This window comes from Chelativorans multitrophicus (genome assembly GCF_011317445.1).
Lineage (GTDB): Bacteria > Pseudomonadota > Alphaproteobacteria > Rhizobiales > Rhizobiaceae > Chelativorans > Chelativorans multitrophicus.
On sequence record NZ_JAAAPL010000001.1, the window covers coordinates 1,109,882 to 1,130,675 of the forward strand.

The 20,794-nt window shown below is 62.7% G+C and carries 20 protein-coding genes; 6 read left to right on the plus strand and 14 right to left on the minus strand.

Annotated features, from left to right (window positions below):
• The first annotated feature begins 16 nt into the window (after nucleotides 1-16).
• Entirely contained in the window at nucleotides 17-448 is a 432-nt protein-coding gene (locus GNP00_RS05420; protein WP_041544445.1) for a nucleoside deaminase, read from the plus strand.
• A 36-nt stretch (nucleotides 449-484) separates the two neighbouring features.
• Here GNP00_RS05420 and GNP00_RS05425 read toward each other — a convergent pair whose 3' ends face one another.
• From GNP00_RS05425 to GNP00_RS05440, 4 genes are all read right to left on the minus strand, one after another.
• Nucleotides 485-1,180, minus strand: a complete 696-nt coding sequence (locus tag GNP00_RS05425; RefSeq protein ID WP_246259195.1) for a hypothetical protein — start codon at nucleotides 1,178-1,180, stop codon at nucleotides 485-487.
• 131 nt (nucleotides 1,181-1,311) lie between these two features.
• Nucleotides 1,312-4,269 (minus strand): isoleucine--tRNA ligase, encoded by a 2,958-nt coding sequence (gene ileS, locus GNP00_RS05430; RefSeq protein ID WP_011579772.1) that lies wholly within the window; start codon nucleotides 4,267-4,269, stop codon nucleotides 1,312-1,314.
• A 275-nt stretch (nucleotides 4,270-4,544) separates the two neighbouring features.
• Nucleotides 4,545-5,537 carry a bifunctional riboflavin kinase/FAD synthetase gene (locus tag GNP00_RS05435; RefSeq protein WP_011579771.1) on the minus strand — a complete coding sequence of 331 codons (993 nt, stop codon included), beginning with the start codon at nucleotides 5,535-5,537 and terminating at the stop codon, nucleotides 4,545-4,547.
• 8 nt (nucleotides 5,538-5,545) lie between these two features.
• Nucleotides 5,546-6,406, minus strand: a complete 861-nt coding sequence (locus GNP00_RS05440) for a TIGR01459 family HAD-type hydrolase (protein ID WP_011579770.1) — start codon at nucleotides 6,404-6,406, stop codon at nucleotides 5,546-5,548.
• 180 nt (nucleotides 6,407-6,586) lie between these two features.
• On the opposite strand from GNP00_RS05440, the gene hisS reads away from it, so the two are divergent.
• The 3 genes from hisS to hisG all read left to right on the plus strand — a co-directional run bounded on the left by hisS (nucleotide 6,587) and on the right by hisG (nucleotide 10,081).
• On the plus strand, nucleotides 6,587-8,056 hold the full coding sequence (gene hisS, locus GNP00_RS05445) for a histidine--tRNA ligase (RefSeq protein ID WP_041544442.1): 1,470 nt from the start codon (nucleotides 6,587-6,589) through the stop codon (nucleotides 8,054-8,056).
• A gap of 214 nt (nucleotides 8,057-8,270) precedes the next feature.
• The gene (locus GNP00_RS05450) at nucleotides 8,271-9,392 is read left to right on the plus strand and encodes an ATP phosphoribosyltransferase regulatory subunit (RefSeq protein WP_011579767.1); all 1,122 of its coding nucleotides are present in this window, start codon (nucleotides 8,271-8,273) and stop codon (nucleotides 9,390-9,392) included.
• Nucleotides 9,389-10,081 (plus strand): ATP phosphoribosyltransferase, encoded by a 693-nt coding sequence (gene hisG / locus GNP00_RS05455; protein ID WP_011579766.1) that lies wholly within the window; start codon nucleotides 9,389-9,391, stop codon nucleotides 10,079-10,081. The genes GNP00_RS05450 and hisG overlap by 4 nt, the downstream gene beginning before the upstream one ends.
• 267 nt (nucleotides 10,082-10,348) lie before the next feature.
• Here the strand turns inward: hisG and GNP00_RS05460 are convergent, their stop codons facing one another.
• From GNP00_RS05460 to GNP00_RS05500, 9 genes are read right to left on the minus strand one after another with little or no spacing between them, the layout of a single operon-like run.
• The gene (locus GNP00_RS05460; RefSeq protein WP_011579765.1) at nucleotides 10,349-11,602 is read right to left on the minus strand and encodes a DNA recombination protein RmuC; all 1,254 of its coding nucleotides are present in this window, start codon (nucleotides 11,600-11,602) and stop codon (nucleotides 10,349-10,351) included.
• 38 nt (nucleotides 11,603-11,640) lie between these two features.
• Nucleotides 11,641-11,907 (minus strand): hypothetical protein, encoded by a 267-nt coding sequence (locus tag GNP00_RS05465; RefSeq protein ID WP_011579764.1) that lies wholly within the window; start codon nucleotides 11,905-11,907, stop codon nucleotides 11,641-11,643.
• 35 nt (nucleotides 11,908-11,942) lie between these two features.
• Nucleotides 11,943-12,923, minus strand: a complete 981-nt coding sequence (locus GNP00_RS05470; protein WP_011579763.1) for a Bug family tripartite tricarboxylate transporter substrate binding protein — start codon at nucleotides 12,921-12,923, stop codon at nucleotides 11,943-11,945.
• A gap of 46 nt (nucleotides 12,924-12,969) precedes the next feature.
• Complete coding sequence (locus GNP00_RS05475) at nucleotides 12,970-14,487, minus strand: tripartite tricarboxylate transporter permease (RefSeq protein ID WP_011579762.1); 1,518 nt, start codon at nucleotides 14,485-14,487, stop codon at nucleotides 12,970-12,972.
• A gap of 1 nt (nucleotide 14,488) precedes the next feature.
• On the minus strand, nucleotides 14,489-14,995 hold the full coding sequence (locus GNP00_RS05480) for a tripartite tricarboxylate transporter TctB family protein (protein WP_011579761.1): 507 nt from the start codon (nucleotides 14,993-14,995) through the stop codon (nucleotides 14,489-14,491).
• Between the two features lie 53 nt (nucleotides 14,996-15,048).
• Nucleotides 15,049-15,660: an NIPSNAP family protein gene (locus GNP00_RS05485; protein WP_011579760.1), complete on the minus strand. Its 612-nt coding sequence runs from the start codon at nucleotides 15,658-15,660 to the stop codon at nucleotides 15,049-15,051.
• Nucleotides 15,661-15,704: 44 nt separating this feature from the next.
• Nucleotides 15,705-16,043, minus strand: coding sequence for a carboxymuconolactone decarboxylase family protein (locus GNP00_RS05490; protein WP_011579759.1), 339 nt, complete (start codon nucleotides 16,041-16,043; stop codon nucleotides 15,705-15,707).
• A gap of 21 nt (nucleotides 16,044-16,064) precedes the next feature.
• On the minus strand, nucleotides 16,065-16,808 hold the full coding sequence (locus GNP00_RS05495; protein WP_011579758.1) for an SDR family NAD(P)-dependent oxidoreductase: 744 nt from the start codon (nucleotides 16,806-16,808) through the stop codon (nucleotides 16,065-16,067).
• Nucleotides 16,809-16,838: 30 nt separating this feature from the next.
• On the minus strand, nucleotides 16,839-17,696 hold the full coding sequence (locus GNP00_RS05500; protein ID WP_011579757.1) for a sugar phosphate isomerase/epimerase family protein: 858 nt from the start codon (nucleotides 17,694-17,696) through the stop codon (nucleotides 16,839-16,841).
• A 241-nt stretch (nucleotides 17,697-17,937) separates the two neighbouring features.
• Here GNP00_RS05500 and GNP00_RS05505 point away from each other — a divergent pair, with 241 nt between their 5' ends.
• Nucleotides 17,938-18,876 carry a D-isomer specific 2-hydroxyacid dehydrogenase family protein gene (locus GNP00_RS05505; RefSeq protein WP_011579756.1) on the plus strand — a complete coding sequence of 313 codons (939 nt, stop codon included), beginning with the start codon at nucleotides 17,938-17,940 and terminating at the stop codon, nucleotides 18,874-18,876.
• Between the two features lie 92 nt (nucleotides 18,877-18,968).
• Entirely contained in the window at nucleotides 18,969-19,724 is a 756-nt protein-coding gene (locus GNP00_RS05510; protein ID WP_011579755.1) for an IclR family transcriptional regulator, read from the plus strand.
• Here GNP00_RS05510 and GNP00_RS05515 read toward each other — a convergent pair.
• A complete protein-coding gene (locus tag GNP00_RS05515; RefSeq protein WP_246259194.1) occupies nucleotides 19,711-20,769 on the minus strand; it encodes a serine hydrolase domain-containing protein in 1,059 nt (352 codons plus the stop codon). The two genes, GNP00_RS05510 and GNP00_RS05515, sit on opposite strands and share 14 nt — an antisense overlap.
• Nucleotides 20,770-20,794 lie beyond the last annotated feature (25 nt).

Here is a 20,794-nt window from a genome sequence, read left to right on the forward strand (position 1 = left end):
GGCTACGGCGAGTTTCATGGATGCCGCCCTCCAGGAGGCGCGGCGCGCGGCTGCGCGCGCTGAGGTTCCGGTCGGAGCCGTAGTGGTACGCGACGGCAGGTTGCTTGCAAGTGCCGGAAACCGCACGCGCGAACTCAACGATCCCACTGCCCATGCCGAAATGCTTGCCATTCGCGCAGCCTGCGAGGCAGAAGGGGCGGAGCGCCTTATCGGCGCTGATCTTTACGTAACGCTGGAACCTTGCGCCATGTGCGCAGGCGCCATTTCCTTCGCCCGTATACGCCGGCTCTATTTCGGTGCGAGCGATCCCAAGGGCGGAGGAGTCATCCATGGCGGGCGTTTCTTCACACAGCCCACCTGCCACCACGCGCCGGAGGTTTACGAGGGCCTCGGCGAGCGCGAAGCCGCAACGCTGCTCAAGAATTTTTTCGCGGGGAAGCGGGAATAGCGCCTTTTCGCAGGCCGCAAAGCCTTCGCGTTCGCCTCACCAGGGCCAGAGCCTGCGCAAGCCGCCGGTCTCGCTGCCCGCGCGCTTGGCGGCGCGTTCCTTCTTCTCCTCGTCGACGCCGAGTTCTCCTGCCGGCGCCGTAGGCGCGGGCTGACGATAATCGAGAGGCGGATCGCTGAGATAACGGCGGGTATTGGGGCTACCCTGCTGGGCGATCTGCCGACGCTCCGCGAATGCCTGCCGCTGCGCTCGCTGCGCGCCGGGCGACAGGATTTCGGGCCGCACCCGGTCCCCTTCGGTGAATTGATCCGTCGGCAGCCTCGGGTCGTCGCCGCTGCGATTGACGTCGCGAATGACATTCGAACGATAGAACGGATTGTCCTGATTGGCCGTTGCTTCCGCGCGGATGCGTGCCAAGCGCTCTTCCGGCGATTCGGGCCAATTCGGATTGTTTGCCGCGACGCTTTCCTGCGGTGGGGGCAGGACCGCGGTAGAAGGCGGCTTCACGATGCCGGGACGCGGCTTATAGTCGATAACCTCCCTATCCTTGGGGCCGACGGAAAGAATTCCCGTCACGTCTTCCAGCAGCTGCTGGTCGGCGGGTTTTCCGGTGCCGTAGGTCGGGCCCGCACATCCAGCGAGCACGATTGCCGATAAGGCTGTAATCACCGCGGCGACGTTAAACGCCGCGTTCCGTCCCGGGCGGCGTGCCGCACTATCAATATGCTTCAACGTCAACTCTCCTCGGCACACTTGTTGCCGCCCCTCATCTCCCGCCTCTTCGCCGGAAAATCGGACGAGATAATGGCGCATTAACCTTGGCCGCTTTTAGCGGACGGCCAAGACTGACGCAACGCCGACGGTTAAATGCGCCCAAGAGTCTTTAATTCGCGCAGCGCCGCGGCATCCCGGGCCGAAACGTCGGGATATTTCCGATCAGAGCCCACATCGTCCGTGTAGCGCCAGGAACGGGCGCATTTGCGCAGACCAAGCTCCTCGGCCCTGCGAAATTCCACGGCGACGAGGGACCCGACCGTCTCATCGACGAAAAGCGGCGACGGGTCCTTGATATCCGGATGATCGAGCGCGGATGCCGCATCCGCGCTTTTCACCTCGGCGCCCGAGGTGATGAAGATCTCATCCGCATCGAGCCCTTCGAACAGCCCGGCAAATCCGCTACCCAGGAACACGACAGGGGCAGCCTCCAGCGAGGAGCCGATGGTCTTTTCCCTGCGCTCGATTTCCAGCGCGCCGGTAACGACGCGGCGCACCTGGCGGATCTTGCGCCACTTCTCGGCCAAGGCCTCGTCATGCCAGGCGCTCGGCACATCCGGGAACTGCGCCAGATGCACGGATTTTGCTTCCGGGTAGCGCTCCAGCCAGGCTTCCTCGGTCGTAAAAGGCAGCATCGGCGCCAGCCATGTCACGAGGCAGTCGAAGAGCTGGCGCACCACCTGCATCGCGGCCTTGCGGCGAACGCTCGATGGAGCATCGCAGTAAAGCGCATCCTTTCGCACGTCGAAATAGAAGGCGGAAAGCTCCACGACCATGAAGTCGAGCAGCGAACGGGTGATGCGCTTGAAGTCGAAATTGTCGTAACCCCTGCGCACCACCTGGTCGAGCTCGTAAAGGCGGTGCAGCATCAGCCGTTCCAATTCCGGCATCTTCGTCACCGGCACGTTTTCGCCTTCATCATGCGCCAGCGTGCCAAGCATCCAGCGAATTGTGTTGCGCAGCTTCCGGTAGGCATCGATATTTGTCTGCAGGACGTTCTGGCCCAGCCGCTGGTCTTCCCAGTAGTCGGTCGTCATCACCCAGAGGCGGAGGATATCGGCGCCCGATTTCGCCATCACGTCCTGAGGCACCACCACATTGCCCAGCGACTTCGACATCTTGCGGCCTTCCTCGTCCATGGTGAAGCCATGGGTGACGACCGTGTCGTAGGGCGCGCGGCCGCGCGTGCCGCAGGATTCGATGAGCGATGAGTGAAACCAGCCGCGATGCTGGTCGGAACCTTCAAGATAGACATCCGCGGGCCATTTCAGGTCCGGCCGGTCCTCCAGCGTGAAGGCATGCGTCGAGCCCGAATCGAACCAGACATCCAGGATGTCTCGCACCTGCGTCCAGCGCTCCATATCGTCGCGGCCGGCAAGGAACCGCTCCTTGGCGCCGTCTGCGAACCAGGCATCCGCGCCTTCCTGCTCGAAGGCTTCCAGGATGCGCGCATTCACCGTCTCGTCCTTCAGCACCTCGCCGTTCTCGTCCACGAAAACGGCGATGGGCACCCCCCAGGCTCGCGAGCGCGAAAGCACCCAGTCGGGCTTGTCCTCGATCATGGACCTCAGCCGCGTCTGGCCGGCGGCGGGCACGAAACGCGTCTCGTCGATGGCCTTGAGCGCGCGCGAACGCAAGGTGGTGCCGTCGCCCAGGTCCCGGTCCATATAGATGAACCACTGCGGCGTGTTGCGGAAGATCACCGGCTTTTTCGAGCGCCAGGAATGCGGATACTGGTGCTTGAGCCGCCCGCGCGCGAAAAGCATCTCTTTCGCGATCAGCGCCTCGATAACGGCCTTGTTGGCATCGCCCTTCTTGCCGGAATCATCGATTACGCGCGCTGGCCCGCCCTCGCGGTCCGGGCCAAGGCCCGGAGCATCCTTGGTGAAGAAGCCTTCATCGTCCACCGTGAACGGGATCGTCGTGTCGATGCCTCGAGCAGCAAGCTCGCGACCAGAGTCCATCCACGCGTCGAAGTCCTCGCGGCCATGGCCGGGCGCCGTATGCACGAAGCCCGTGCCGGCGTCGTCGGTAACGTGATCGCCGGGAAGAAGCGGGACGGGGAACTCGTAGCCGCCGCCGAGGCCCTTCAAAGGATGAGCGCAGGCCATGGCCGTCAGTTCATCAGCCGTCACGTCGCGCAGGCGCTTGTACTGGAGCTTCGCCTTGGCAAAGGACTCTTCCGCCAGCGCGTCGGCAAAGACCAGCTTTTCACCCGGTCGCGGCCCAAAGTCGTTCTCTGCCGCGGTGACCTCGTAGAGGCCGTAGGAGATGCGTGGCGAGAACGAGATCGCGCGGTTGCCGGGCAGCGTCCACGGTGTCGTCGTCCAGATAACGACATGCGCACCGGCAAGGTCCGGAGCGCCTTCCGCCACCGGAAACTTCACCCAGACGGTGTCGCTCTCATAATCGTGGTATTCGACCTCGGCCTCCGCGAGCGCCGTCCTCTCCACCACGGACCACATCACGGGCTTGGAGCCGCGATAGAGCTGGCCGGACATGGCGAATTTCAGAAGCTCGCCGGCGATGCGGGCTTCCGCGTGATAGGCCATGGTCGTGTAAGGGTTCTTGAAATCGCCCACCACGCCAAGGCGCTGGAATTCCTCGCCCTGCACCTTGATCCAGTGCGTGGCAAATTCCCGGCATTCCCGGCGAAATTCGTTGATCGGCACCTCGTCCTTGTTTTTGCCCTTGGCGCGATATTGCTCCTCGATTTTCCATTCGATGGGCAGGCCGTGGCAGTCCCAGCCCGGCACATAATTGGAGTCATACCCGCGCATCTGGAACGAGCGCGTGATGACATCCTTCAAGACCTTGTTGAGCGCGTGGCCGATATGGATGTTGCCGTTGGCATAGGGCGGGCCGTCATGGAGCACGAAAAGGGGCCTTCCCTTCGCATCCTCGCGCAACAGCCTGTAAAGATCCATCTCCTGCCAGCGGGCAACGATCTCCGGCTCCTTCTGCGGCAGGCCGGCACGCATCGGAAAATCCGTCCGCGGCAGGTAGAGGGTCTTGGAATAGTCCAGCTTTTCGGTGGTATCGTTCATTTTATCGCCGTAAGAACGCGAGAGCCTTTGGCCTCGCAGATGACCGTATCAAGTGGCGGATAGCACGCTCTTGCGCGCGCAGAAAACCCGGACCTTCCCGCAGCGCTTCAGGCCGCGCGGAAGGCCGGGCCAATAATTCGTATCGAAAACGGCGTGAAACCGGCGCTCGTCATCATGGCCCGCGCTTTTAGCTGAGACGGCCGGAAGAATAAAGGCCGAAGAGAACGGGAATCAGCGAATAGGGGCGATGTAGCTTATGCGGCGCTCGCTATTGCCTATTCGCTCTCACCAAACGCAATCCTGAAATCCAGCTCCGACAGGGGCCGGACCCCCGAAAGCAGCGCCCTCGCCTCCTCTTCGTCACGCTTCATCTGCGCGACCAGCGCGTCGAGCCCGTCAAATTTCTCCTCTCCGCGCAGGAAGCCGAAGAGGGAGACCGAGCAGGTCTCACCATAAAGGTCGCCGTCAAAACCGAAGACGAAGGTTTCGAGCAGCGCAGCGCCGTTCTCATCGACGGTCGGGCGCCGCCCGAAATTTGCAACGCCGTCATAAAGCGTGCCGTTAGCCCGGCGGAAACGCACGGCGTAGATGCCGTGATGCAGCGCTGCCTCCTCCGGCAGCGACATGTTCGCCGTGGGAAAGCCGAGCGTCCGGCCAAGCTTCTTGCCGCCCGTAACCTCCGCCTCAACGGTATAACGATAGCCGAGGAGCCCGGCTGCCTCGGCCACATTTCCTTCCGCAAGAAGTGCGCGGATGCGGCTTGAGGAGACCACCTCGCCGCCTTCGTCGCAGAACGCGTCCACCAAAGTCGTGCCGAAGCCATAGCCCTGCCCAGCCGCCGCCAGCGTCTGGGGCGAGCCGCCCCGGCCCTTGCCGTAATGGAAGTCAATGCCGGTAACCACATGCGAAGCGCCAAGCCCGCCCACCAGCACCTCGGCCACGAAGCGCTCCGCCGAAAGGGTGGAGAATTCGCGCGTGAAGGACTGCTCCACTACGGCATCGAAGCCCAGCGCCTGAAGCAGCCGTGCCTTCATGGGCGCCGGCGTCAGCCGGAAAAGAGGGATATCCGGCCGGAAGACAGCGCGCGGATGCGGCTCGAAGGTGAGCACCACCGCGGGCAGACCCTGGCTGTGCGCGATTTCCAGCGCGCGCTCCAGCACCGCCTGGTGGCCGCGATGCACGCCGTCGAAATTGCCGATCGCAACGACGGCGCCACGCAGATGCGCGGGGACATTCTGATAGCCGGAAAGCCGCAGGAAATCAGCCACGCTTGTTCCTACCTGAGCCGCTCGATCGCCGCCACCGGCTGGTGGCCGTGCTTTTCCAAAAACGCGGCAAGGCGCGCCTCGTCCAGCCTTCCCGCCTCCTTATATTCCGATACATGGATGCCGTCGGTCACGTACAGAACGTCAATGTCCATGCCGGCGGCGCCCTTCACATCGGTCAGCATGCCGTCGCCGATTGCGAGCGTCTGGCGCGGCTCCAAATCCCGCCCCAGCATCCGGCCCGCCGCGGCCAGCGCGGCTTCATAGATCGGCCGGTGCGGCTTACCCGCGATCAGCGTCCGCCCGCCCAGCTGGCCGTAATCACGTGCGAGCGCGCCGGCGCAGAAAATCAGCCGGTCGCCGCGCTCCACCACGATATCCGGATTGGCGCAGATGAAGGGCAGGTCGCGGGCGCGCAGGCGCTGCAGCATCTGCGCATAATCTTCCGGCGTCTCCGTCTCGTCGTCAAAAAGCCCGGTGCAGACGACGCCCGCCGCCTCGAACTCCTCCACCAGTTCGACATCGAGCCCGTCATAGATCGGCAGGTCCCGGTCCGGGCCGAGGTGAAACACGCGGCGCGGGCCATTGCGGATAAGTTCCCGCGTCACGTCGCCAGAGGTCACAACCTCGTCCCAGGCTTCGTCGGGAACCCCGATCTGGCGCAACTGGCCCTTCACAAGCTGGCTCGGCCGCGGCGAATTGGTGACGAGCACCACGGTCTTGCCTGCCCGCTTCACCCGCGCCAGAGCCTCGGCGGCCGGCGGGAAAGCCGCCACCCCATTGTGCAGAACGCCCCAGACATCGCAGAGGATCAGGTCATAGGACTTTGCTAGCGCGTCGAGGCTGTCGACCATGGCCGGCGGCTGCGGCATGATTTCTCCTTGGGCGGGTAAGGGGCACAACGACCCGGAACGCGAGAGGAATTAGCCGAAGAGCCGCCACGTGTCACCCGCTTTCAGCCGACCGCCCTTGCTGCTCCCATGCTTATCGGTTAGGACAGCCGCGCTCGCATGCGGGCGCGGTTTCCACATCAGAAGAGACGGATTTTTGGCATGGCTGACAAGGCGGACAAGGTGAAGGCAAGGCTCCCGCGCGGGCTTGTCGACCGCCATCCGGCCGATATCCGCGCCGTGGACGAGATGATGGCGAAGATCCGCGCCGTCTACGAGCTTTACGGTTTCGAGCCGGTCGAGACTCCGCTCATCGAATATACGGACGCGCTGGGCAAGTTCCTGCCCGACCAGGACCGGCCGAACGAAGGCGTCTTCTCCTTCCAGGACGAGGACGAGCAGTGGCTTTCGCTGCGCTACGACCTCACCGCCCCCCTCGCCCGCTTCGTGGCGGAGAATTTCGAGCGCCTTCCAAAGCCCTATCGCAGCTACCGCGCCGGCTGGGTCTTCCGCAACGAAAAGCCCGGCCCCGGCCGTTTCCGCCAGTTCATGCAGTTCGACGCCGATACGGTCGGCACGCCCGGCGTCGCGGCGGACGCCGAGATGTGCATGATGATGGCGGATGTCATGGAAGCGCTGGGCATCAAGCGCGGCGATTACGTGATCCGCGTGAACAACCGCAAAGTGCTTGATGGCGTGCTGGAGGCGATTGGCGTCACCAGCGAAGGCCAGAAACTTACGGTTCTCCGTGCAATCGACAAGCTCGATAAGTTCGGGCCGGAAGGTGTGAAGCAGCTTTTGGGCAAGGGACGTCTGGACGAGAGCGGCGATTTTACCAAGGGCGCTGAGCTTGGTGCGGAGCAACAAGATACGGTCCTGGCCATGTGTCTTGGCGAGGACGGTGGGTCAGCAGCGGCAGCGCGGAACGAGATCTGGGCGCAAGGCGCCGACGAGTTGCGAGAGATCGCCGCGCTTGTATCCGCCGCCGGCTACGGCTCCGACCGTATCCGTATCGACCCCTCCGTCGTTCGCGGGCTCGAATACTATACCGGCCCCGTCTTTGAAGCCGAACTGACCTTCCCCGTCGTCAATGAGGACGGCGAGACGGTGCGCTTCGGCTCGGTAGGCGGCGGTGGGCGGTATGACGGGCTGGTCTCGCGCTTCCGCGGCGAGCCGGTTCCGGCGACGGGCTTTTCCATCGGCGTTTCCCGCCTCATGACGGCGCTGAAGAATCTCGGCAAGCTCGAAACCGCAGAAGCGGTCGCGCCGGTGGTTGTCCTCGTCATGGACAAGGACACCGAAAGCCTTGGGCGCTATCAGCGGCTGGTCTCTCTGCTTCGCCAGGCAGGCATCCGCGCGGAAATGTATCTGGGCGGCGCGGGCATGAAGGCGCAGATGAAATATGCCGACCGGCGCGGCAGCCCCTGCGTCGTCATCCAGGGCGGCGACGAGCGTGAGAAGGGCGAGGTGCAGATCAAGGATCTCGTGGAAGGCAAGCGCCTCTCCGAAGAGATCGAGGACAATGTGACCTGGCGCGAGTCGCGCCCCGCGCAGTTCTCCGTGCCCGAGAGCGAGATGGTCGCCGCCGTAAAGCGCGTGCTCGACGCGCAGGCGAAAGAGCGGAGCGCGTAGGCCGCATGTCCCGCCTCGCCATCAGGTGGCACACCCCCCTCTGCCCTGCCGGGCATCTCCCCCTCAAGGGGGGAGATCAGCTGGCCGTTATGCCGGTGCCTAACCTCCTGCGTTGCCGGCTGGGGCGTGGCATTTCTGACGGCGTAATCGCCCCCGCTGAGGGGGAGATGGGCGGCAGCCCAGAGGGGGGTGCCTTAAGCTGGGCACCACTTCCATGACCTCCCGCTATCCCTCCTTCGCTGCGGAAATTCTCGACCTCTTCGCCGAGCGCGAGGCGGTGCTGACGGACATTGCCATCATTCAGCCAGCCGACCCCTTCCTCGATATGGCAGGCGAGGACTTGCGCCGGCGCATCTTCCTTACCGAGAGCGAAACCGGTGAGACGCTGTGTCTCAGGCCTGAATTCACCATTCCCGTCTGCCTCGACCATATTGAAAAGCGCGCGTCTACACCGCGGCGTTATGCCTATCTTGGCGAGGTCTTCCGCCAGCATCGAGAGGGAAGCCCGGAGTTTTTCCAGGCGGGCGTTGAGGATCTTGGCGCAAAAGACCGTCCCGCCGCGGATGCGCGCTCGCTGGCCGATGCCCGCGCGATCCTGTCGTGCGTTCTGCCCAACACCGGTTTTCACGTCACGCTGGGCGACCAGGCGGTGTTCGAGGCCGTTCTGTCCGCGCTCGGCCTACCCCGCGGTTGGCAAAAGCGGCTTGCCCGCGCATTCGGCTCACCGGCCATGCTTGAAGCGGCGATTGCCGAGTTTACCAGTCCTCAAGGCACGGCAAACCTGCCGCGCGAGGTGGCAAGCCTCGTTGCGCAAGGGAACGAGCAGCGGCTGACGCACCATATCGAGGAGGCCATGCAGGCTGCGGGCCATTCGCCGACAGCCGGTCGCGAGCCGGACGAGATCGCCCGCCGCCTCCTGGAAAAGGCCGCGCTGCGCAGCGTCCGTCTCTCCGATGCCGCGCTTAACGCATTGAAGTCATTTCTCGCCATCAAAGTGCCGCTCGAACAGGCGGGCGAGCGGCTAACGGCTTTTGCCGACGAAGCAGGGATTTTTCTCGACGAGGCACTGGCGGACTTCTCGGCGCGCGCCGAGCGCATCGGGGATCACGCCCTGCCGCTTGACGAGATCCGCTATGATGCGGGCTTCGGCCGCCCGCTCGATTATTATACCGGCTTCATCTTCGAGATTGGTGTGGAGGGCCTGCGCCAGCCGCTCGTCGGCGGCGGGCGCTATGACCGGCTCCTGACGCTTTTAGGCGCGGAAGAGCCTATTCCCGGCGTCGGCTTTTCCATGTGGCTCGACCGCATCGCGACCGTGCGGGGGGAAAAACCGTGACGGTTACACTGGCACTCCCCTCAAAGGGCCGCCTCAAGGATGCGACCGTCGAGTTGCTACGGGAAGCGGGCTATCCCATTCGCCTGCCGGAAAACGAGCGGCGTTACCGCGCGGGGATCGACGGGCTTGACGGGCTGGAGGTGACGTTCCTCTCCGCCTCCGAGATCGCCCGCGAACTCGACCGGGGCAGCATCGATCTCGGCGTTACCGGCGAGGACCTTGTGCGCGAGACGATCCCCGATTGGGAATCACGCGTGGAGATCGCCGCGCGGCTCGGCTTCGGTCACGCCGACGTGGTGGTTGCCGTCCCCGAAATCTGGTTCGACGTCTCGACCATGGCCGATCTCGATGATGTAGCGGCGGATTTCCGCCACCGCCACAGCCGGCGGCTGCGCATTGCGACGAAATACTGGCGGCTCACCCAACAATTCTTCTCGCAGAAGCACGGTATCCAGGTCTACCGCATCGTGGAGAGCCTTGGCGCCACCGAGGGCGCACCGGCGGCGGGATCAGCCGATATTATCGTCGACATCACCTCCACAGGGTCGACGCTCAAAGCCAATCATCTGAAAGTGCTGGACGACGGCGTCATCCTGCGTTCCCAGGCCTGCCTCGTCGTGGCCAAGAAGAAAAGGCCGGCGGAGGATGCCCGGCTGATTGCGGAGCTGGCCAAGGCGGTGAGGCGGTAGGCAGGCCAGGGTTCGTTTGGCCGACGCTCGACAAATCATCGCCTCCAGCAAAGCTGCAAGGCATATAGGGGGCTGGTTTCGCTGCGGCGCTTCACCGTTCAGGCATGGATCCTCGAGTCAAGCCCGAGGATGACGAAATAGGAGAGGTTTCCGCAATCTCCAACAAAGGCGATTGGCGGATGCGCCCCATGCCTTTGTCATCCTCGGCTTGACTCGAGGATCCATGCCTGAATGCAGATCAAGAGCGCCGAGATAACAAAACAGCCCTCACTCCTCCACCACCCGCAGCCGCAGCGATCCCGAGCCACCCAACGCAGCGCTCCTCTCGTCATCTTCGTCCGGCGCGTCGAGTGCCTTGCCCGGTTCCGCACCCAGCTCCAGCGCCTCGATCTTCGCGCCGCGCTTGACCACCTTGTCGGTCGAGGTGAGGATCAGGTCGACATCCTTGTTGGCCTGCAGGAAATGCCCCTGAAGCTTGCGCACACGGTCGTCAAGGCGTGAAACGTCCTGCATCAACTTCACCACTTCCGCCTGGATCAGATGCGCCTGCTCGCGCATGCGCGCGTCCTTCAGCACCGCCTGGATCACCTGGATCGAGAGCATCAGAAGTGACGGGGAAACGATGACCACGCGCGCCCGATGCGCCCGCTGCACCAGCGCTTCGAAATTCTCGTGGATCTCGGCGAAGATCGATTCCGATGGCACGAACATGAAGGCCGTGTCCTGCGTTTCGCCGGGCAGAAGATACTTTTCCGCGATGGCCTTGACGTGCACCTCCACATCACGCCGAAAGGCAGACTCTGCGAAGCGCCGCGCCTCAGGCCCGCCTTCCCCTTCCGCAGCGGCCCGGATGGCGTTCCACGCCTCCAGCGGGAATTTCGCGTCGATCACCAGCGATGGCGCACCGTTCGGCATCCGTACGAGACAGTCCGGCCGGCTGCCGTTCGAGAGCGTGGCCTGGAACTCGTAAGCCCCTTGCGGCAAGCCATCGGCGACGATCGCCTCCATTCGCGATTGCCCGAAGGCGCCACGCGTCTGCTTGTTGGAGAGGATCTGCTGAAGCTGCACCACCTGGCCTGCCAGCGACTGGATATTGTTCTGCGCCGTATCAATGACGGCAAGGCGCTCCTGAAGCTTGGCCAGATTCTCGTGCGTGGATTTCGTCTGTTCCGTGATTGATTGGCCAAGGCGCGAGGTCATGCCGTCCAGCCGTTCTGAAATCGCCTTCGTCAGCTCCGCCTGGCGGCTGCCGAAAACTTCCGCGATGGTGCCCATGCGGCCTTGCAGCTCGGCCTGAGTCCTCGCCAGCTCCGCCAGGCGCGCCTCAGCCTCCCGCGCCCGGGCGGCGGCCTCCGCTTCGGCAAGGGCGCGGACCCGGCTGCTGCGCCAGAGCGACACAACGAGCAGCAGGATCAGGAAAAAAAGAGACAAGCCTGCGGCAAACAGCAATTCGCCCAGCGAGAAGGCTGTCGCTCCCAACCGGAGCACAGGAACGGAAAAAAGCGGACTCACATCGTTCATAGGCGGCAGCCTAGATGATTCCCTCAAGGAAGATAAGATCAAATCGTGAACAAAGTGATTTTATCCGGCTTGGTCCCGGGATATCGATCAGCCAGCAAACTGAAAATAGCATCTGAACAGTTCGATAACTGTGCAATATCGCCTCCTAAGCACAAGAAGGCGTGGGAAAGATCATCGAGATCATGCCCCTTCTCGCGGTCGCTGGAGAGCCCGCAGCTTGGTGGCGGTATTTCCTGCCGCGAGAAGGTCGAGGTCGCGAGCTCCCTGGCACGTGATGCTCGCGCGAGCATCACGTCAGGGCCCATCAGTCCACCCCTTTAGTCGATCTGCGAGTATGCAGTCACTTTGCCCGCAAACCCGCCTCGTCGATAAGCTTGCCGAATTCGGCCGCGTCTTCATCGGCACGCTTACGTACCGCTGCGAGATCCTGGTTTCCGGGAATAAGACCAAGGCCGGAAATCCGCTTGGTAATTTCCGGCTGCTGCAGGATGCCGTTGAGCAACTTACCGATCGCCTGCTTGATCTCGTCCGGCGCCTTGGCATGGACCGATACCGTGTGCCAGCTGCGCGGCGCCCACCCCGGGACGCCGGACTCGACCGTCGTGGGCAGATCCGGCATCTCTTCCCAGCGCCTGTCGCCCATGATGGCGATGCCCTTCAGCGTGCCCGCCTCGATCTGGGGTGCGCTCTCGGGGCCGAACATTATCTGCACTTCATTCGAGATGCAGGCCTGCATGGCTTCAGGCGTACCATTGTATGGGACGTGCAAGATCTCTATACCGCCGCGACGGCTCAACCATTCCCCGCACAAATGCGCAACGGTCCCGCGGCCTGAGGTGCCGTAGGACAGGACGCCGGGATTTTCCTTTGCGTAGGCGATGAGTTCCTGCAGGTTGTTGGCCGGCACGCTCGGGTGAACGGCGATTACCATCGGCGCATCGCCCACGAGAACCACGGGCACGATGTCGTTCACAGGATCGTATTCCACTTTCGTGACGGCCGGTATGATCGCGTAGAAGGAGTTGGTGGCCTGCATCAATGTGTAGCCGTCCGGCTCCAGCCCGACATAGTAATTGGCAGCGATGGCGCCCCCCGCCCCGGGCTTATACTCGTTGATGACGCTCTTTCCAGTAATCTTTGTGATCTGCTCGCCGAGGATACGGGAGATGTTGTCGCTCATGCCTCCCGGGTTGTAGGGAATGAGATAGGTGATGTCCTTGGCCGGATAGTCCTCGGCGAAGCTACGGAACGGGGTCGCGGCTGCAATCGCCGCACCCGCAGCGCCGATCATGAAGGAGCGGCGTGAAAGCGCATAAATCATTTTTTCGTTTCCTCCTGTTGTGTCCGTATGGGACGGTTGATCACGATCATTCCGAAAAAGCCTCCCTGCGGAACGATCGGAAGTGAGGTGCGGCCAGGCTGATGAAGAGACCGATGAGAATGACCAGCATGGCCAGGCTGATGGGGCGATCGATGAAGATGCCGAGGTCGCCGCGGCCAATGAGCAGGGCGCGGCGGAAATACTGCTCCATCATGGGGCCGAGGACGAAGGCGAGAATCAGCGGCGCGGGCTCGCAGCGCCATTTGTGCATCAGGTAACCGAACAATCCGAACAGCGCCGTCAGGAAGATGTCAAAGGTGGAGAAATTGACGCCATAGATACCGATCAGGCTGACAACGATGATGACGGGGAACAGCATGCGGTAGCGGATCTTGAGCAGCTGTACCCACAGGCCGACCAGTGGCAGGTTGATGACCAGTAGCATCAGATTGCCGATCCACATGGAAGCGATCAGCCCCCAGAAAAGATCGGGCTGCTTGGTCATGATCTGCGGTCCGGGCACGATGCCCTGAATGAGCATCGCGCCCGTCATCAGCGCCATCACCGCATTGGACGGCAAGCCCAAGGTCAGGAGCGGGAGAAAGGCGGTCTGCGAGCCAGCATTGTTTGCGGATTCCGGCGCGGCCACCCCTGCCGGATCCCCGTCGCCAAATCCTTCCGGCGTCTTGGAGAACCGCTTCTCGACAGAGTAGGCCACAAAGGAGCTCATCAGCGCACCGCCGCCAGGCAGAAGGCCAAGGAACAAGCCGATCACGGTGCCCCGTAAAGAGGCGGGGACCGCCTTGCGCACCTCCTCGGAGTTCGGCCACAGGCTCGATATGCGGCTGATCGTTGGGACCGTTTCGTCGCGCACATATCGTTCCACCGCAACGAGAATGTCAGCGATGCCGAACAGGCCCACCACCAGAGGCAAGAAGGGGATGCCTTGGAGAAGCTCGTAGGAACCGAACGTATAGCGGTACTGCCCGGAATTCATGTCGGTCCCCACCATCCCCAGCAGCAGGCCGATCATGATCATTGCCAGGGCGCGTAGGACAGACCCCTGAGCAAGGATGACCGAAGCGACCAGACCGATCACCATCAGCATGAAATATTCGGGTGCGCCGAATTTCAGCACCACGACCGAAAGAACGGGCGCGAAGACGGCGATGAACAAGGTGCCCACCGTGCCGGCGAAGAACGACCCGACGGCGGCAATGGTGAGCGCGGCGCCTCCCCTTCCCTTGCGGGTCATGCCATAGCCGTCGAGCGCCGTGATCACCGAGGAAGCCTCGCCCGGAAGGCGCAGCAGGATGGAGGTGGTCGAGCCACCGTACTGCGCCCCATAATAGATGCCAGCCAGGGTGATAAGGCCTGTTACCGGCGAGAGCGTGTAGGTGATGGGCAGAAGAATGGCGATAGTCGCCGTGGGTCCGAGACCCGGCAAGACACCCACGAGCGTGCCGATCAGGCACCCTAAGAAAGCGAACAGGAGATTGGTCGGGTGGACTGCCACCGATAGGCCGAGCGCTATTCCGTCGAGGATTGTCGTGTGGTCTAGCATCTCAGAACCTCGGGAATAACGGGATTTGAAGGCCGAGAAGAAGAACGAACACCACGCAGGCGCCGAGGGTGATCGCAGTTGCCAATAGCAGTGTCGGCAACGGGCGCGCCCCGCGCTGCGCAAGGCTGACGACGATCACGAGGACAAAAGTGCTGAACGCGAGGCCGAAACTGCGCAGCGACAGGCCGAAGAAGATAATTCCGCCGAGGACGAAAAACATTCCGCGAAGAACGCCGGCGAACACTTGAACAGGTTGCGCGGCGCCGTTTGCTTCCGGGCCTTGTGAGGGACCCGGAGCGGAGCGGTCGAACAGGAGGATGGCCACGCCGAGTGCGATGAGGAGGAATGCGACTGCTGTCGGGACGAAGCCGGGCCCCATCGCTGTGAGGGTACCGTAGGGATAACCCCGGGCGATCCATGCTGCGCCCGCTCCAACCATTATGCAGAAGAAACCGAGCGTGGCTGACGCGTGCAGCGTTGCTGACGGTCGCCTTGAACCAGCTTCCATAGTTCGCCTCCCGAATTGTCTCCGTTCCTCCCAGCCAGTTCCAGCGCGCCGGATCAGGCGGCCGGCGAGAAAGCCGCTGGAAAAAAGAGTTCAGACTGCATGGACGTTATTTGCGATATGCCGCCCGGCGGTGGCCACACGCCCCGCTCGACCGCTTTTGCGCGCAAAAGCAATCTTTCCTCGAAAGATGCGTAAGGCCAGAAATGCATGAAGCGCGGCTTGCCGGTGGTCGAGTACATCACGGCCAGCAGCTTGGAAATTTCCAGGCGCTCGCGCAGGACCTTCGCCCATGCAGCCTGCGTCGGCTCCACCCCGCTGGCAAGGATATGATAGGTGCGAACCTCGTAAATGCGCCCATGCTTACCCGCCGGCAGAGGCTCGTGCCCGGCAAAGCCGGTGAACAGGTCAAATGTGGAGGCTTGCAGCACATCCGCAACGCCGAAAGCATCGCGCGCGGCGATGACCTTCTCCTGATCTGCCGCGAGGATGTCGCGCTCCTCATGTGCATGCAGCAGCAGCACGCGATTGAGCGTGCCGACTTCGGAATAGAGGCAAGCTTGCAGGCGCCCCTGCAGGCCCAGCTTTTGGAGAGCCGTGCCAATGGCATCGACTTTGGCGGGGACCTGTCCAGGCTCGAGGGTGAGTAGCCTCACGCTATAATGCATTGGTCATCCATCTTTTCACGGATTCAGAAAGTGCGGGAAAGGCATCAGCCCTTCATGTTCTCGAACGCATCGAGGGTGCGCGCGGAATAGACGAGGGCGGCGCCTGCATTCATGGCGATCGCAACACCCAGCGCTTCAGCCAGTTCTTCCTTGCTGGTGCCAAGCTTCAACGCTGCTTCCACATGGCTGGCGATGCAGCCGTCGCAGCGCGTGGTCACGGCTACGGCGAGGGAAATGAGCTCGCGGGTCTTGGCATCGAGGTGGACGGACTTTTCCCCGGATACGGCGAGCGTGCCATAGCCCTTCATCACCTCCGGAACCAGCGTGCGCATCTCGCCCACCCGTTCCTTCACTTCGGCCCGATAATTCTTCCAATCGATCATCTCATTCTCCTTATGTGAAAATCAGTAGGTCGCGCGGCCGCCCGACAGGTCGAAGACGGCGCCGGTGGTGAAGGAGCACTCCTCGGAGCACATCCAGACAATCATCGCTGCGATTTCCTCGGGACGGCCAAGCCGCCCCAGCGGAATGCGCTCACGCGAGGCGCTCTGGGATTCCGGCGACATCTTTTGGAACAGCTCCGTCTCGACGGCGGCGGGCGTCACGCAATTGACGCGGATCTCCGTCGCGAGCAGTTCCTTGGCGAGTGATTTCGTCAGCGAGATCACTGCAGCCTTGGCAGCCGAGTAGGCTGAACCGAAGGGGTTCCCCTCCTTTCCGGCGATCGAGGAAATGTTCACGATGCGCCCGTAGCCGGTCTTTTCCATTTCGCGCACGACCGAACGGCAGCATAGGAACGTGCCAGTCAGGTTCACCTCTATGATCTTGCGCCAGGCCTCGACCGGATATTGCGCCACGGTGCTGCGCACCCCGCCGATCCCCGCCGCGTTGACCAGAATGTCGATGCCTCCCAGCTTGGCCGCCGTCTCCTGCGTCGCACGCTCGACGTCGCTTTCGCTGGTGACGTCCACGCTGACGGTTGCGACGTTGTCCAGTTCCGCTTTGGCTTGCCGGAGACTCTCGGATGCAAGGTCCCAGAGCGCGACTTCGGCCCCCGAGGCGATCATGCGCCGCGCCACGGCCAGCCCGATGCCACCCGATCCTCCGGTGATAATCGCCTTTCGCCCCTTCAGGTCGATGAGATTCATAGCAGCTTCTCCAGTTGGCGGACGAACCGCTCAAAACGCCACGGGTTGGTCACAGTCCGCGAGAAAGCCCCGCGCCTTCTCGCCTATGACGCGGCCCCGCTCGACCGGTGTCATCCCGGCGAGCGCGGCAACGGGGGCTTCCACGCTTATGGGGAGCATCGGGGGAAGGGCGATGACCCAATCCTTGAGCCACAGGCTTCCGTCACCCGGCAGCAGCCGGCCCGTGCGCGCTTCGGCAAGCAATCCGTCATTTCCGGCAGGGATTTCGGCAACAGCATCGCATATCTGCGCATAAGCCAGGCATGCGGGGTTTACCGTCGCAAGCTCGTCGGGCGAGCCGCCCACGCGGCTATGATGCAGCGCATCGACAATGACACCCGCATTGCTCTTTCCAGAGCGCTCTACGTAGGCGAGCGCCTCCGCCAATGTGCGCAGATCGCGGAAAGAGATGTATTCGAGCCCGACCTTCAGGCCGTAGATGGCGCCAAGATCGCACAATTCGCAGTATTTTTCGAAGGCGCGTGCCGGATCTGGGTCCACGACGGAGGTCAGAACGGCCCGCCCTTCGAGTTCGGCAACCGTCGCCAGAGCCGGCTCATAATCGGCGCGAATGTCGGTCTCCGGACGAAGGCTGAAGGATTCGGCGTCATAGAGAGCCAAACCGGAATCGCGGAGCATTCCCCGGACCTCCGTCACGACAGCGGGATGCCCCACGATTTCGCCGGCAAGCACCGTCCCCTTGGGCGGAAGCACACGCAGGCCGATGCCATCGAATCCGCCCGCCTCGGCTGCCTTCACCAGCGTAATCGGATCGGCATCGATCATCGACAGATGAGCGAGCGTCAACGGATGGCGCTTTGCCGCGATAGCTCCTGCAATGCGGTCCAATGCAATTCCTCCCAATCGTCCTGGCACTTTGTCCGTATGTTTGCTACATGAGCAACAACATTGCCGTATGTTTAGCAATAATTCTCTATATGTCAAATATCATGCGCAATTTCTCAAATGTTTTGCAAATTACGCAAATCAATGCGAATATATGGCGAATCGCTCCTGGGTGCCGGAAATCGGACATTGGCGGGATGCGCCGGTCTGGCCGTCCGGGGCGATACATGAGAAAGGAGGCCCGATGTCGAAGCCCTTCACAATTGCCAGCAGCCTTGTGCCTGCGCAGAATGAAGCGCTGGGGGCGGTGTCCGGGTGCCGGCTCGTTCCGCTGGAAGAACAACCGTGGCTGGTCCCGGCCGACGCCGACGCTCTTTTCACCTATCAGACTCAATGGCGCAACGCTCCCTCCGTGGCGCCGGAGGGTTGGCCATTCAACCTGCGCTGGATTCAGGTGGCCTCCGCGGGCGTCGATACCTTTCCGGAATGGATCCATGCCGTGCCCCTGGTCACACGCGGGCGCGGTGTTCAGTCCCCGGCGATCGCCGAATATGTGATCGGCGCCATCTATGCCCATGAGAAGCGCTTCTGGGACGAGCGCATACGCGGCGCCGGGCAATGGAGACATAAGATCCTGGGATCCGTTGCCGGAAAGACGGTGGGCATCGCTGGCTTCGGTGCCATTGGCGCGGATGTGGCGCGCACGGCAATGGTGTTGCACATGGATGTGGTTGCATTGAGCCGCACCAATCGCTTCGAGATGGATGGCGTGCAAGCGGCAGCGGACATGGACGACCTGATGCGCCGCAGCGACCATCTGGTGCTGGCCATGCCGCTCACCGCCGACACACACGGAATCATAAACGCGGAGCGGTTGCAGAGCGCCAAGCCTGGACTGCACCTGATCAATGTTGCACGCGGGCAACTGCTGGATAACGAGGCCCTGATCCACGCCTTTGATTCGGGCTTACTTTCGGCCGCGACGCTGGATGTCACGGCTCCCGAGCCGCTGCCAGACGGACACCCGCTCTATACCCATCCGAAGGTTCGGCTTACACCCCATGTCTCCGGCATGACGGAAGACAATGAAGAGCGGCTTTCCCGGCTGCTTGTCGCCAATCTCGCGGATTTTCTCGCCGGTAGGGAGCTCTCCGGCGTTGTCCCGCCCGGGAGGGGTTATTGATGAGCGGGAGAATGGGTATTGTCAGCGGGCAGCCTCATCTGCGAAATGAAACCGTAAGGCGCGGAGAAGTGAACCCTCGGGGACCAAGTGCGATGGATGTGACCACAGATGCAGGTCCGGCCGAGTTCCAGGCTGCTCCCGTGCGCTCCCTGTCCAAGGGACTGGCCGCGCTCGACATTCTTCGTGGGGAGGGGGAGTTGCGCACCACCGATCTGGCGGCGCGCCTTTCCATCGACAAGGGCGTAGCGTCCCGCATCCTGCAGACGCTTGCGCAGACAGGTTACGCCGAGCGCATGCCGGGGCGCCGTTACCGCATCGGCCCAAAGCTTGCGGCGCAGGAGCACGCCGTTCTGTCCGTCGGTATCAGGGCGAGCGCTCGCCCGCTGCTCGCGCGCCTCTCCGAACAGGTCCAGGAAGCAGTCTATCTGGGAGTCCTCGTCGACGGGCAAGTGCTTTATCTGGACAAGGAAGTGCCTGCGAGCGAACTGAAGGTGGACCGGCCCATTCCCACGCTGGCTCCCTTGTACTGTACGGCCATCGGCAAGCTGTTTGTCGCGATGCATGGAATATCCGTGCCGAGGGAACTGCCTGCCTATACGCCGAGGACGATTGCCGACCCGGCGCTCTATGCCACTGAGATCGCAGCTATAGCGGAGAGAGGCTATGCCTGGGACGATGAGGAGTTCCATCTTGGCGTGCGTTGTGTCGCTGCGCCTCTCCGCGACCGCGGGGGCAAGGTGCTGGGCGCCTTGAGCGTAGCCGCCCCGAGCGTTCGGCTTGCAAGCGAAGATATCGAAGCGGCGGCGAGAATCACCAAGAATGTCGCCGACGCCTTCACGGCGCCGTAGATCCCGCGGCCAGGGCTTGAACGATCTTCTCGATCATCCGGTCCCGGCGCGCCGCATCGTGCCAGCGGATGACCAGCACCAGATCCTCGTCGGGATCCACCAGCAGCAGATTGGCGATACCTGAGCACCAGATGGCCCGGCGCGACAGGCTGGCAATCGATCCACGGAAATTGTTCCACCACATCATGCCGAAATCCGGATTGAGGGCCGTTGGGCTCGATACGAGGTCCAGCCACAAGGTGGGAAATATCGCCTGGCCGTCGCATCTGCCGCGCCGCACATAAAGCAATCCAAGCCGGGCGAGGTCGAGGGCGGAAATAACCAAGCCTCCGCCCCAATGGGCCCCGCCGGCCACAACCGGCACACGCCGGCCACCAATCGCGGCGAAAGCGTTGTCATAGCCGCCCCATCGCCATTGCCCGCTCGCTCCGATGGGGTCCATCACTTGACGCTTGAACACGTCCGGAAGCGGCTCCCGCCAAAGATGGGTGAGCGCGAGCGCCAGCACATTGACGCGCACATCGTTGAACTCCCAATATTCGCCCGGATCGCGCAGGCGGCGGTGACTGCCCTTGGCCGGCGCGCCGGGCCGCGACGGCACGGCACGGTTCCAATCGATGCTGTCGGGAATGCCCCAGAGCTTGCCCCGCCATTCGCTGGTGAAAGTAAGCAGGTGCCGCCAGGTAATGTCCTTGTTGGGATTTTCGGCAAATTCCTGAAGCGGCACGACCTCGCTGACACGACTGTCGAGCGCGGGGATCAGCCCTTCTCCCAGCGCAAGACCAGCCATTGTCGCGAGCGCAGCTTTAGTCACGCTGAAGGCGATGTCGGGACGTTGGGGCGTTCCCCATGAACCCGCCAGAGTCCCCCGATATAAAACAACGCCCGTTGCGGGGCCGCGATCCGGCATCGGCCCGATAATCGCCGCATGTTCACCTTCCGCGAAGGTTTCCGCATTCTCCCGCAGCTTGAAAGCCTTCAGGTCGGTCGGCACGGAAGTCTCCCATGCGGAAATCTCCGCGATCGCCTGATCGAGGGCAGCCATTTTCCTGATGGGAAGATCCTTCACA

Bases quoted from the DNA above. Each gene is read 5' to 3' on its own strand.
- GNP00_RS05490 (WP_011579759.1), bottom strand. From the start codon at position 16,043: ATGATCGATTGGAAGAATTATCGGGCCGAAGTGAAGGAACGGGTGGGC.
- GNP00_RS05485 (WP_011579760.1), bottom strand. From the start codon at position 15,660: ATGCATTATAGCGTGAGGCTACTCACCCTCGAGCCTGGACAGGTCCCC.
- GNP00_RS05515 (WP_246259194.1), bottom strand. From the start codon at position 20,769: ATGGCTGCCCTCGATCAGGCGATCGCGGAGATTTCCGCATGGGAGACT.
- GNP00_RS05505 (WP_011579756.1), top strand. From the start codon at position 17,938: ATGTCGAAGCCCTTCACAATTGCCAGCAGCCTTGTGCCTGCGCAGAAT.
- GNP00_RS05510 (WP_011579755.1), top strand. From the start codon at position 18,969: ATGGATGTGACCACAGATGCAGGTCCGGCCGAGTTCCAGGCTGCTCCC.
- hisS (WP_041544442.1), top strand. From the start codon at position 6,587: ATGGCTGACAAGGCGGACAAGGTGAAGGCAAGGCTCCCGCGCGGGCTT.
- GNP00_RS05465 (WP_011579764.1), bottom strand. From the start codon at position 11,907: ATGGGCCCTGACGTGATGCTCGCGCGAGCATCACGTGCCAGGGAGCTC.
- ileS (WP_011579772.1), bottom strand. From the start codon at position 4,269: ATGAACGATACCACCGAAAAGCTGGACTATTCCAAGACCCTCTACCTG.
- GNP00_RS05460 (WP_011579765.1), bottom strand. From the start codon at position 11,602: ATGAACGATGTGAGTCCGCTTTTTTCCGTTCCTGTGCTCCGGTTGGGA.
- GNP00_RS05475 (WP_011579762.1), bottom strand. From the start codon at position 14,487: ATGCTAGACCACACGACAATCCTCGACGGAATAGCGCTCGGCCTATCG.
- GNP00_RS05420 (WP_041544445.1), top strand. From the start codon at position 17: ATGGATGCCGCCCTCCAGGAGGCGCGGCGCGCGGCTGCGCGCGCTGAG.
- GNP00_RS05470 (WP_011579763.1), bottom strand. From the start codon at position 12,923: ATGATTTATGCGCTTTCACGCCGCTCCTTCATGATCGGCGCTGCGGGT.
- GNP00_RS05440 (WP_011579770.1), bottom strand. From the start codon at position 6,406: ATGCCGCAGCCGCCGGCCATGGTCGACAGCCTCGACGCGCTAGCAAAG.
- GNP00_RS05480 (WP_011579761.1), bottom strand. From the start codon at position 14,995: ATGGAAGCTGGTTCAAGGCGACCGTCAGCAACGCTGCACGCGTCAGCC.
- GNP00_RS05495 (WP_011579758.1), bottom strand. From the start codon at position 16,808: ATGAATCTCATCGACCTGAAGGGGCGAAAGGCGATTATCACCGGAGGA.
- GNP00_RS05450 (WP_011579767.1), top strand. From the start codon at position 8,271: ATGACCTCCCGCTATCCCTCCTTCGCTGCGGAAATTCTCGACCTCTTC.